At 54.2% G+C, this 12126-nt stretch carries 11 protein-coding genes; 2 read left to right on the top strand and 9 right to left on the bottom strand.

Annotated features, from left to right (window positions below; translation table 11 throughout):
• Positions 1-30 precede the first annotated feature (30 nt).
• Positions 31-597: an NADPH-dependent FMN reductase gene (locus ACOTX4_RS15425; protein WP_003861147.1), complete on the top strand. Its 567-nt coding sequence runs from the start codon at positions 31-33 to the stop codon at positions 595-597.
• An 86-nt stretch (positions 598-683) separates the two neighbouring features.
• Here ACOTX4_RS15425 and adeP read toward each other — a convergent pair whose 3' ends face one another.
• Entirely contained in the window at positions 684-2021 is a 1338-nt protein-coding gene (adeP, locus tag ACOTX4_RS15420; RefSeq protein WP_003861149.1) for an adenine permease AdeP, read from the bottom strand.
• Between the two features lie 165 nt (positions 2022-2186).
• Between adeP and yieH the strand changes: the two genes are divergently transcribed.
• Entirely contained in the window at positions 2187-2852 is a 666-nt protein-coding gene (yieH, locus tag ACOTX4_RS15415) for a 6-phosphogluconate phosphatase (protein ID WP_003861151.1), read from the top strand.
• A gap of 94 nt (positions 2853-2946) precedes the next feature.
• Here the strand turns inward: yieH and phoU are convergent, their stop codons facing one another.
• From phoU to ACOTX4_RS15375, 8 genes are all read right to left on the bottom strand, one after another.
• Positions 2947-3672 carry a phosphate signaling complex protein PhoU gene (phoU, locus tag ACOTX4_RS15410; RefSeq protein WP_003861153.1) on the bottom strand — a complete coding sequence of 242 codons (726 nt, stop codon included), beginning with the start codon at positions 3670-3672 and terminating at the stop codon, positions 2947-2949.
• 26 nt (positions 3673-3698) lie between these two features.
• On the bottom strand, positions 3699-4472 hold the full coding sequence (gene pstB / locus ACOTX4_RS15405) for a phosphate ABC transporter ATP-binding protein PstB (RefSeq protein WP_003861154.1): 774 nt from the start codon (positions 4470-4472) through the stop codon (positions 3699-3701).
• A gap of 47 nt (positions 4473-4519) precedes the next feature.
• Complete coding sequence (gene pstA / locus ACOTX4_RS15400) at positions 4520-5410, bottom strand: phosphate ABC transporter permease PstA (RefSeq protein ID WP_003861156.1); 891 nt, start codon at positions 5408-5410, stop codon at positions 4520-4522.
• The gene (gene pstC, locus ACOTX4_RS15395) at positions 5410-6369 is read right to left on the bottom strand and encodes a phosphate ABC transporter permease PstC (protein WP_003861158.1); all 960 of its coding nucleotides are present in this window, start codon (positions 6367-6369) and stop codon (positions 5410-5412) included. The genes pstA and pstC overlap by 1 nt, the downstream gene beginning before the upstream one ends.
• Positions 6370-6496: 127 nt before the next feature.
• Positions 6497-7537, bottom strand: coding sequence for a phosphate ABC transporter substrate-binding protein PstS (gene pstS, locus ACOTX4_RS15390; RefSeq protein ID WP_022652104.1), 1041 nt, complete (start codon positions 7535-7537; stop codon positions 6497-6499).
• Between the two features lie 246 nt (positions 7538-7783).
• The gene (stgD, locus tag ACOTX4_RS15385; protein WP_022652103.1) at positions 7784-8860 is read right to left on the bottom strand and encodes a fimbrial protein StgD; all 1077 of its coding nucleotides are present in this window, start codon (positions 8858-8860) and stop codon (positions 7784-7786) included.
• A gap of 9 nt (positions 8861-8869) precedes the next feature.
• The gene (locus ACOTX4_RS15380) at positions 8870-11389 is read right to left on the bottom strand and encodes a fimbria/pilus outer membrane usher protein (protein WP_063937983.1); all 2520 of its coding nucleotides are present in this window, start codon (positions 11387-11389) and stop codon (positions 8870-8872) included.
• Positions 11390-11407: 18 nt separating this feature from the next.
• On the bottom strand, positions 11408-12091 hold the full coding sequence (locus ACOTX4_RS15375; protein ID WP_022652100.1) for a fimbrial chaperone: 684 nt from the start codon (positions 12089-12091) through the stop codon (positions 11408-11410).
• Positions 12092-12126 lie beyond the last annotated feature (35 nt).

Here is a 12126-nt window from a genome sequence, read left to right as displayed (position 1 = left end):
CAGGGTCATCATGATGAAACAGGAGTAATCATGTCTGATACGTTGAAAGTTGTTACGTTACTGGGAAGCCTGCGCAAAGGTTCTTTTAACGGGATGGTTGCCCGTACGCTGCCGCAGCTGGCGCCTGCGGGAATGGAGATCAGTGCCCTGCCGTCCATTGGCGACATCCCGCTTTATGATGCTGACGTTCAGCAGGAAGAAGGGTTCCCGCAAAGCGTGGAAGCGATAGCCGAGCAGATCCGTCAGGCTGACGGCGTGGTGATTGTGACGCCTGAGTATAACTACTCGGTGCCGGGTGGTCTGAAGAACGCCATTGACTGGCTGTCCCGTTTACCGGAGCAGCCGCTGTCTGGTAAACCTGTGCTGATCCAGACCAGCTCAATGGGCGCCATTGGCGGCGCGCGCTGCCAGTATCACCTGCGTCAGATCCTGGTGTTCCTGGATGCGATGGTGATGAACAAGCCGGAATTTATGGGCGGCGTGATTCAGAACAAGGTCGACCCGCAGACGGGTGAAGTGGTGGATCAGAGTACGCGTGACCATCTCTCTGGCCAGCTGACCGCGTTTGGGGATTATATTAAGCGGGTGAAGGCGTAAGCCTTCGCCCTAACCCTCTCCCACAGGGAGAGGGAACTTTGCCCGTAGGTCAGGTAAGCGAAGCGCCACCTGACACCACCAGCATCTTAGTGTGAATCAATAAACACAATCTTCAACACAAACAGCAGCGCAACAATAATCACGCACGGGCTGAGTTCGCGGAAGCGGCCGGTACCGATCTTCATCACGCAGTAAGAGATAAAGCCCAGCGCGATACCTTCGGTGATCGAGAAGCTGAATGGCATCATCACCGCGGTAATAAACGCCGGAACGGCTTCCGTCAAATCTTCCCACTTCACGCGCGCCAGGCTTGAGGTCATCAGCACGCCGACGTAAATCAGCGCGCCAGCTGCCGCGTATGGTGGCACCATCCCCGCCAGCGGAGAGAGGAAGATCACTAGCAGGAACAGCAGACCCACAACTACCGCCGTCAGGCCAGTACGACCGCCCACGGACACACCGGAAGAGGATTCAATGTAAGCGGTAACAGACGAGGTACCGATGAAAGAGCCAGCAACGGAAGAGATGCTATCCACATACAGCGCCTGCTTCATGCGCGGGAATTTGCCTTTTTCATCCGCCAGACCCGCTTTGTCGGTCACGCCAATCAGCGTACCGGAGGAGTCAAACAGGTTGACCAGCATGAAGGAGAAAATCACCCCGGCCAGTCCCAGGTTCAGCGAGCCCGCCAGATCAACGTGGCCAATCACGGTAGAGACGCTCGGTGGCGCAGAGACGATACCGTTGTAATGCACGTCACCCAGCATCCAGCCCAGCAGCGTGGTCACAATGATAGAGACCAGCACCGCAGCATGGATGTTGCGCGATGCCAGGATCGCGATGATAAAGAAGCCCAGCACGCCCAGCAGCACGCTGTGAGAGGTCAGGTTACCAATGCTCACCAGCGTTTCCGGGTTCGCCACGATAACGCCAGCGTTTTTCAGCCCCATCATGCCGATGAACAGACCGATACCGCTGGTGATGCCCACGCGCAGGCTCACGGGAATGTTCGCAATCATCCAGTAGCGCACGCGGAAGATGGTCAGCAGCAGCAGGCCGACCGCGCCCCAGAAAATAGCGCCCATCCCAACCTGCCACGGCAGGCCCATCGCCTGAACCACCACGAACGCAAAGAACGCATTCAGACCCATTGCCGGGGCCAGCGCCACGGGCAGATTAGCGAAAACGCCCATCAGGATGCTGCCAAGCGCCGCGATCAGACAGGTGGTTACAAAGACGGCGCTGGTGTCCATGCCAGCCACGCCCAGAATTTGCGGGTTAACGAAAACGATATAGACCATCGTCAGGAAGGTAGTAAAACCGGCGATCACTTCGGTGCGTGCCGTTGTGCCGTGCTCGCGCAGTTTGAACACGCGCTCAAGCAGCCCCTGACCAGACGTCTGGGTAGTGTGTTGTTGACTCATCATCAATTTCCGAACAAGGAGGGAAAATTCGTCGCTATCCTATACCAAAATGCGACAATAGTGGCGGTTACGGGATACTTTTTTCATTGATTTTGCTTATACGGCAACGATTGCGTCCCGGTGAACTGCCGTACGAAAACGTTAAACTTGTTAAAAGGGAAAGGCATGTCCGGAATTGAAGCGGTATTTTTCGACTGTGACGGTACGCTGGTCGACAGTGAGGTCATTTGTTCCCGCGCGTATGTCGCCATGTTCCAGGAATTTGGTATTACGCTCGATCTCGAAGAGGTGTTTAAACGCTTTAAGGGCGTGAAGCTGTACGAGATCATCGACATCATTAACGAAGAGCACGGGGTGGATCTGGCGAAAGCGGATCTGGAACCGGTGTACCGCGCCGAGGTCGCACGCCTCTTCGACGCCGAGCTGGAAGTTATCGCTGGCGCTAACACGCTGCTGGATGCGATGACGGTGCCGATCTGCGTGGTCTCTAACGGCCCGGTCAGCAAAATGCAGCACTCGCTCGGCAAGCTGAACATGTTGCACCACTTCCCGGAAAAACTGTTCAGTGGCTACGATATCCAGCGCTGGAAGCCGGATCCGGCATTGATGTTCCACGCGGCGAAGGCGATGAACGTCAACGTGGAGAACTGCATCCTGGTGGATGACTCGTCTGCGGGCGCGCAGTCGGGGATTGATGCGGGGATGGAGGTGTTTTACTTCTGCGCCGATCCGCACAACAAGCCGATCGATCATCCAAAAGTGACGACCTTTACCGATCTGGCGCAACTGCCAGCGTTGTGGAAGGCGCGCGGGTGGGATATTACTCGCTGAGTTTTCCCCTCACCCCGGCCCTCTCCCACAGGGAGAGGGAGAAAACCGAATGGTCCCCTCTCCCTGTGGGAGAGGGTTAGGGTGAGGGTAAAAATCACTCTTTCGGATCTTTGCCCGCCAGCAGCTTGTCCAGCTCGTCGCCGCCCACGTGTCGGAAATCCTGCCCCTTCACGAAGTAGAAGATGTATTCGCAAATGTTCTGGCAGCGGTCACCGATACGCTCGATTGAGCGCGCGCAGAACAGCGCGGTGAGTACGCTTGGAATGGTACGGGAATCTTCCATCATGTAGGTCATCAGCTGACGCACTATGCCTTCGTATTCCTGGTCAACTTTCTTGTCTTCACGGTAGATACGGACCGCTTCGTCCAGATCCATGCGCGCGAAAGCGTCCAGCACGTCGTGCAGCATCTGCACGGTGTGGCGACCGAGAGACTCCAGACTCACCAGCAGCGGCTGGTGCTGCTGGGAGAATTTCTCCAGCGCGGTGCGGCAGATTTTATCCGCCACGTCACCGATACGCTCCAGCTCGGCGATGGTTTTGATGATCGCCATCACCAGACGCAGGTCGCTCGCCGTCGGCTGACGCTTCGCAATGATGCGCACGCAGGCTTCGTCGATGGCGACTTCCATCATATTGACGTTGTGGTCGCCTTCAATAACGCGCTTCGCCAGCTCGCTGTCCTGGTTGTGCATCGCCGTGATCGCATCAGAAAGCTGCTGCTCGACCATGCCGCCCATGGTCATCACCTGGGTGCGAATGCTTTCCAGCTCTGCGTTAAACTGGCCGGAAATGTGTTTATTAAGATTGAGGTTGTCCATGGTTTCTCCACATGCACTAAGGCAAATCAACCGTAGCGGCCAGTAATATAATCTTCGGTTTGTTTCTTCGCCGGACGGGTGAAAAGCGCATCCGTATCGCTGAACTCAATCAACTCGCCCAGGTACATAAACGCCGTGTGGTCAGAACAACGTGCAGCCTGCTGCATGTTGTGGGTCACGATCACCACGGTGTAATCCTGCTTCAGCTCGGTGATCAGCTCTTCGATACGCCCGGTTGAGATCGGGTCCAGGGCTGAGCACGGCTCATCCAGCAGCAAGACTTCCGGGCGAATGGCGATACCGCGCGCAATGCACAGACGCTGCTGCTGACCACCGGAGAGAGAGTACCCACTCTGGTGAAGTTTATCTTTGGTTTCGTTCCATAATGCGGCCTTGGTCAATGCCCACTGCACGCGCTCGTCCATATCCGCACGGGAGAGCTTCTCAAACAGACGCACACCAAAGGCGATGTTGTCATAGATCGACATCGGGAACGGCGTGGGTTTCTGGAATACCATCCCCACTTTCGCACGCAGCAGGGCGATATCCTGGGTATTGGTCAGGATGTTGTCACCGTCCAGCAGAATTTCACCTTCTGCGCGCTGCTCCGGATAGAGCGAATACATTTTGTTAAAGGTGCGCAGCAGCGTGGATTTACCACAGCCGGACGGACCGATGAATGCCGTTACCTGGTTCTTCGCGATATCCAGATTGATATTCTTCAGGGCATGGAATTTGCCGTAGTAGAAGTTCAAATCACGAACCTGAATCTTACCCGGGGCAGTATCAACCATACTCATTGACTCATTTCCTCATTCGGCGCCGCGAGCTGCCGCGCCGTAAAAATTTAACCGTGTTTCTTCTTCGCGAAAATGACGCGCGCCAGAATGTTCAGCAACAGTACGCAAAGGGTGATGATCAGCACCCCGGCCCAGGCCAGCTGCTGCCATTCCGCGAATGGGCTCATCGCAAATTTAAAGATCGTCACCGGCAGGTTGGCGATCGGCTGCATCATGTCCGTGCTCCAGAACTGGTTGGAGAGGGCGGTAAACAGCAGCGGTGCGGTTTCACCGGCGATACGGGCGATAGCCAGCAGGATACCGGTCATGATCCCCGAGACGGATGCTTTCAGGGTGATCGCCGAAATCATTTTCCATTTCGGCGTGCCCAGCGCGTAAGCCGCTTCACGCAGGCTGTCCGGCACCAGTTTCAGCATGTTTTCAGTAGTACGAATAACGATAGGCACCTGCAACAGCGCCAGCGCAATCACACCCGCCCAGCCGGAGAAGTGTTCCATTTGCGCCACCACGATGGTGTAAACAAACAGACCCACGACAATCGACGGGGCAGAAAGCAGAATGTCGTTAATAAAGCGGATGACTTCAGCGATCCAGGACTTGCGCCCATACTCCGCCAGATAGATACCCGCCATGATGCCCAACGGTGTACCGAAAACGGTCGCCCACAGGATCAGCAGGCCGCTACCCGCCAGGGCGTTTGCCAGACCACCGCCCGCCGTGTTCGGCGGCGGCGTCATTTCCGTGAACAGCGCCAGGGACATTCCATCGATGCCGCGGGTGATGGTTGACATCAGGATCCAGATCAGCCAGAACAGGCCGAACGCCATCGTGGCCATGGAAAGCGTCAGCGCAATGCGGTTTTTAATCCGGCGCTTTGACTGCATTTTGCGACGGGATTCCGCAAGCTGAGCGGTATTTTGCATATCGAGAGTTGCCATTAGCGTGCCCCCTCGTTTTTAGCCAGACGCATAATCATCAGCTTGGAGATAGCCAGCACAATAAAGGTGATAACAAACAGGATCAGGCCCAGTTCCATCAGCGCCGCGACGTGCAGCCCGGATTCCGCTTCGGCAAATTCGTTCGCCAGCGCAGAAGTAATACTGTTCCCCGGCATATAGAGCGAAGCGCTGTCGAGCTGGTAGGTGTTGCCGATGATAAAGGTGACCGCCATGGTTTCACCGAGCGCGCGACCTAAGCCCAGCATAATGCCGCCAATCACCCCATTTTTGGTGAACGGAAGGACGATGCGCCAGATAACTTCCCAGGTGGTGCAGCCGATGCCGTAGGCGGACTCTTTCATCATCACCGGGGTTTGTTCGAAGACATCGCGCATGACCGCCGCAATGTACGGAATAATCATGATGGCGAGGATCACACCCGCCGCCAGAATGCCGATACCGAATGCCGGGCCGGAGAACAGCGCCCCCACAAACGGAACGGCAGAAAGCACGTTACCGACCGGCTCCTGGAAGTACGTTGCAAACAGCGGAGCAAAAATAAACAGGCCCCACATGCCGTAAACGATACTTGGGATGGCCGCCAGCAGTTCAATGGCGATACCCAGCGGACGCCGCAGCCAGCCTGGCGCCAGTTCCGTCAGGAACAAGGCAATACCGAAGCTCACCGGAACCGCAATTAGCAGGGCGATAAAAGAGGTCACCAGCGTGCCGTAAATCGGCACCAGCGCACCGTAAATATCGTTCGGCGCATCCCACTCTTTGGTCCACAGGAAGGCGAAACCAAATTTTTGAATGCTCGGCCAGGAGGAGAAAATCAGGGACACGATAATGCCGCCCAGCAGCAATAGCACAATCAGCGCAGCCAGTTTCACCAGCGCGCTGAAAATCATGTCACCTTTTTTACCCGGAGGGTTAAATGCAGGCTTGGTTGCAGCCATAAATTACTCTTCTTTATGAGACGTCTTACGAATATGCCCGGTGGCGCTGACGCTTACCGGGCCTACAGAGTAAACCGTAGGGCGGGATCGCTGCGCGCCACCCGCCATCTTCGTTAAAAATATCCTGTTAGTACAGCGCTTTACCGCTGCTGTCTTTCACGTTGGTTTTCCATGCAGCACGAATCTGCTCAACCACGCTGTCTGGCAGGCTGGCGTAATCCAGGTCATTAGCCTGTTTGCCGCCGTTTTTGTATGCCCAGTCGAAGAACTTCAGCACTTCTGCGCCCTGCTCTGGTTTCTTCTGCTCTTTGTGAACCAGAATGAAGGTGGTAGAGGTGATTGGCCACGCGTCTTCACCTTTCTGGTTAGTCAGGTCCTGAGCGAAGGATTTGCTCCAGTCAGCGCCTTTGGCGGCGTTGGCGAAGTTCTCTTCGGTCGGGCTAACCGGTTTGCCGTCGGCAGAAACCAGTTTGGTGTAGGCCAGATTGTTCTGCTTAGCGTAGGCGTACTCTACGTAGCCGATAGAGCCAGGCAGACGCTGTACGAAGGCTGCGATACCGTCGTTGCCTTTACCGCCCAGACCGGTTGGCCAGTTAACGGTAGAGCCGGAACCGACTTTAGATTTCCACTCTTCGTTCACTTTCGCCAGGTAGCTGGTGAACACGAAAGAGGTACCAGAGCCGTCAGCACGACGAACCACCGCGATATTCTGCGAAGGCAGCTTAACGCCTGGGTTCAGCTTAGTGATGGCTTCGTCATCCCATTTTTTGATTTTGCCCAGGTAGATGTCACCCAGGGTTTTGCCGTCCAGCACCAGCTCGCCTGATTTCAGGCCAGGGATGTTAACAGCCAGCACAACGCCGCCAATCACGGTCGGGAACTGGAACAGGCCTTCCTGATTCAGTTTCTCATCAGACAGCGGAGCGTCGGATGCGCCGAAATCAACGGTATTCGCGGTAATTTGTTTTACGCCACCGGAGGAGCCGATACCCTGATAGTTGACCTTGTTACCGGTCTCTTTCTGGTAGGTATCCGCCCATTTGGCATACACCGGCGCAGGGAAGGTTGCACCAGCGCCAGTCAGGCTTGCTGCTGCGAAGGCAGAGAAAGCGCTCATCGATAAGGTCGCGGCGACAACAGTTGCGACAGTGGTACGCATAACTTTCATAATGTCTCCTGCAAGGATTTCGTAAATCATTGTTTAAGTGGCTACGATGAGCAAAATAGGACAAACAGGTGACAGATAAATGTACGAAATATGACAGTTTTATGACAATGAGAGTGTGTAAAATAAGCCACTGATATTAATGATTATTTGTTCAGGGGAGCATCATAGAGTTGTCATATAGAAAGGGATAAGCCTGGTGCAAAAGAGGAAAAATGACAACGGCTGTCATAAACAGCCGTTGGGTGATTAATGTTCAATTTCCAGCGTGACCGTTGCGTACGCTTCAAACGTTCCAGGTTTTGGCTGCGCCCCCGTTGCGCTTGCAGGCGCAGCGGAAAAGGTAAGCGAATTGTTTTCGGCGCCGTTATTGTTTTCTCCCCTATCCATGTCCATCCTGCCGCCGTTGACGCTGACCTGACGATCCCACTTGTCGTATACCACAATGCCTACATCATCATTGCCGTTGACTTTCATCATCGTGGCATCGGCGTCGACAGGGTCTCCATGGAAAGTGGAGTAGACAATATTCTCATCCAGCATGCCTGTGCACTGTACCTGAATCGTCTTTTTTACCTTGTGACTCGTCACGGCGGTGCCTTTGGTAGCGGAAAATTCCGGGGCCGGGATTTTGCCAAAATCTATCTCAAGCGTCTGCCCGGGCGCTATCTCGCAGTTTTGCGGCACGACGATATCGCCAGCGATTTTGATCTCTGCCATTTTTTCGGTGCTGGAGGTCGAGGAGGCCGCATCCAGCCCGCCATAAAGATCGGCGACTATCGTACCTGGCACACTCACCCGGCCAATAAACGGCTTGTTAATTAAGAATGATATTTTTATTTTTGAACCGGTATTGAGTGTTGGTTCGCTCCCTTCCTCACCAGGCGCATAACAATAGGAGCTATGAGACATTACGTTTGGTTCTGCGCTGAAAGGTACCGGTATATAATCTCTGCCGAGCACAAGTATCGACGTGGCGATGCTGAGGTTGTTATTAAGGGTAAAATAGGTATACCCGTTCTTTACCACATCTTCACTTAACGACGATCGTGCGGTGTAGTAGATTTGGCGAAAGCCCGTAGAGTAATGCGTAAGACAGTTGCATTGCGCTTTGTAACTCGCAGATGAACTGAGCGTTTCCAGATCCCTGATCTCTGTACCTGCTTTATTTTTATCCGCCGGGATCGACTGCCCGTTCAGATTAAGGTTATAGATATAAGCGCCACCTTCGGAGTGACAAATCCCGTCGCCCGTGGTGTACGCTTTGCATACTGGCGTCATAAATATTATCAACGCGCTTAAAAACAGAGGTGTCCTGAATTTCATCTTATTTCCCTATTGGCATACTGCCGATATTTGTATCAGTTCGACGCCTTCTGGCGGGGTAAAGTGGTAGTTAACCGGGCAGGTCATCGTGTTATCTGCGCCCCACTTCAGGACAAACGCCCCCTCTTCCGGCATGCCGGACAGATAAAGCTCGCCATTTTCGCCCACAATGCCGGTTACGCTGCCGTGGGGTAAATCAGCCGAGGCCATGGCGCCAAACGGCACCGGTTTGCCACTCTTCTGCCGCACATTGAACAGGACGCGATAGCCCACGTGAGTGACAAACTCCGCCCGTACCACCGCGCCGCGCGTCGGGATAACGCTGAGGATACTGTTGTCGATTTCGACGTTGGCCTTCGCAAAGTAATCGCTGTCGATCTCCACTCTGTTTTCATCGTAGGCGTTGAGCTGCGTCTGTACCGTATAGCCGCGCCAGTCCGTCGCCTTACCCGTACCATTCTCCAGCGCCAGGCCGGAAGCTCCCGGGGCTTTAACCAGCGCGACGGTTTCCCCCAGTTCCTGAGAGAAAGTTATGCCATCGCTGTGGGCCAGAATCCCGCCCTTCATTCCATAGTTGAGGCGCTGGTTGTCCTGGGTATAGTCGTAACTGGCGTTTACCGAACCATAGGTGCCGTCATAGCCCACCCCTGCGCTGTTGTTGTAATCTTCGTTATCCGCATCGTAAGACTGCTGAACGTTCCAGGAGAGGTTGTGCGCATCCAGCGCGTTACCGCTCAGCCCCACCTGGTGCATCCCTTTTCCGTGGTTGTTTTGGGTGTACCCATAGTTGACGTAGCTGTCATGCAGCCAGCCTGACAACGGTATGGAGAGGGAGAGCATAAAAATCTGTTCGCTGCCCTGACTGTCGCTGACGTCAGTGTCGGTGCTATTTTGGGCCGAGGTGAGTGAATCGGTGTAGTTCCAGGAGACGTTCCAGGAAATAGCGCGCCAGCTATTGCTGTAGCCCAGCTGCACCAGCCGCTCGACTTCATCCGTCCTCCAGTACTGCTGGCGGCTAAGGGTAAGATAAATATTTCCCATCCCGTCGCCAAAGGTCTGCGTCCATGTTCCCTCCAGACGGCTACGGCGGTTACCTGTCGTCCAGAAGTCGCTCTCGTTATTCTGCCGGGACGCCCATTCGTTCAGGGTGTAGTAGCCCTCTGTGGAGTAGCGGTAGCCCACCAGCCGAAACGTTGTGTTCGTTTCATCAAAACGTTTGGAATAGAGAAAACGGTAAGATTGCCCGCTTTCGTCATCGTCCTCAAACCGCGAGCGGGCATGCGTTACGTCCAGCGAAAGGGCGCCCAGCGAACCCATATCTTTCCCCACGCCAAGCGCGGCGGAGGTGTAATCGCTGGTTCCCTGCACGCCCCCGTAGAGGGTAATACCCGCAGGAAAACCGTGTAACACCTGCGCCTGAAAAACGGTCGGCTGAAAATCGTTTTGATCGCGCAGTTCACCCGCGCTGATATCGACATCGGTTTGGTCTTCACGCTTCAGGATCGCCAGTGAGGCGTAAGGCTGGGTAAAATGTTGCTCGCTGCCATCCTCTTCTTTGATGGTAACATCCAGATCGCCACCCGAATTGGTGGTGTTTAAATCCTTGAGCGCAAACGCTCCCTGCGGTACGGCAGACTGGTAAATGATGTAACCGTTTTGCCGCACAATCACGGTTGCATTGCTTTTCGCCACGCCGCGAACCACTGGCGCAAACCCCGTCAGGCTCGAAGGCAGCATGTCATCATCCGTGTAGAGACGCATCCCTCGCAGTTGCGTGCTGTCAAACACGTCGCTTGCGGTCCATGTATCCCCCAGCATAATTTGGCTGCGTAACGCGGCGATATCGCGCTGTAAATAGGTATTGATCGAATGATACGAAGACTCGCCATCGGTCACGTTTAGCGTACTGTAGTTACGTAAACGCCATGCCCCCAGGTTGGCACCGTTGCGCAGGTTCAGATAATAAAAATCGTTGTTATCATCCTCGTTCGAATGCACCGTGCTGGAGCCGGAAAAATCGTAGTTCACCATCAGCGCATTGATGCCCTCATCCCAGCGTGAGGGATTAATATAGCCGCGCGCCGATACATCAATATAGATTTGCGGCAACGTGACGTTAAGCTGGAGTTTATCCGTATCAAACGTCCAGGCTGAGCCAGGAACGAGCGGCGCGGGGTCCAGACAGGCTTTGTCATCTATGTCGTTAAGGGCCTTGATAGCCGCCACTTTGACCCCAAGCTCAGCGAGCACGGTTTTGATGTCTGAGAAGCAAGGATGCAGGTTGCTGGTGGCAGTATCTTCGACAAAGGTCACCTCCCGGCGGTCAACATATTCGCCGTTTACATAGATGCTTACCTTATAGTTCCCGGCAGGCAGACTGTTCGCGCGATTAAACTGGTGGATATCCACGTCCACCGGATGATCGATTTCAAGCAGCGCAGGGTTAAACATATCCCTCGCGGCCACCTCGCCGGATAAACCAAGCACCATCCCGGAAGCAAGCGCGATGAAAATACGGTAACACTCCATAAATAAACCATCCTTTGCTTAAAGCGCTGCTTTTAAATCCTGACTAATCGCACCGAAATCATTCACATACCGCCAAACCAGCGCATGGCCATTCACGCCTTCCGGTAAGGGTAAACGCAGGGTTTCAAAGGGATGGACGATATTGAGCGGCACATCTTTGCCGTCCACTGTCACATTCATAACGTTGATATTTAGCGGCGTGGGATTTTCAACTACCAGCTGCCGATTTTCTCTGTGCCACTTCACCTGCGTGGCGGCGCGCTCCGGGGTAATGTTCAACGAGGCCGGACGCCAGATCAGCTTGATACGTGTCTTAATGGCGATTTCCATCGCGTTCGGCTTATTGCTCGCCGGGGGAATATTTTTGATGTTCAGCCAGAACACCGACTCCCGATCCTGCGGTAAATTGCCCTCGGTTTTCATAATGCGCAGAATTTTTTCCTGCCCAGCCTCCAGACGAGATACCGGTGGAATGACGGTAAACGGTGGTTTTTTCGCGGTTCCTGTATTACTGAAGGGGTCAACCCATGTTTGAATAAGATAAGGGATAGCCGCTTCGTTATTTTTGACAGTAATGGTTGCGTCGGATTTATCACTCGAATAAACCACTCGTGTGCCACCGATAACCACACCTGCCGATGCCATTGTAGAAATACCCGTAAGACAACACGCTAATAATACATTCACTATACGCCCTGGCATAATCCAATGTCCTTATATATAAAGGAGCCTGTAAA

Source organism: Enterobacter cloacae complex sp. IR5459 (genome assembly GCF_049238005.1).
GTDB lineage: Bacteria > Pseudomonadota > Gammaproteobacteria > Enterobacterales > Enterobacteriaceae > Enterobacter > Enterobacter hormaechei_C.
Note: the sequence above shows the minus strand (reverse complement) of the source record. Positions and strands in the feature narration are given on the sequence as shown.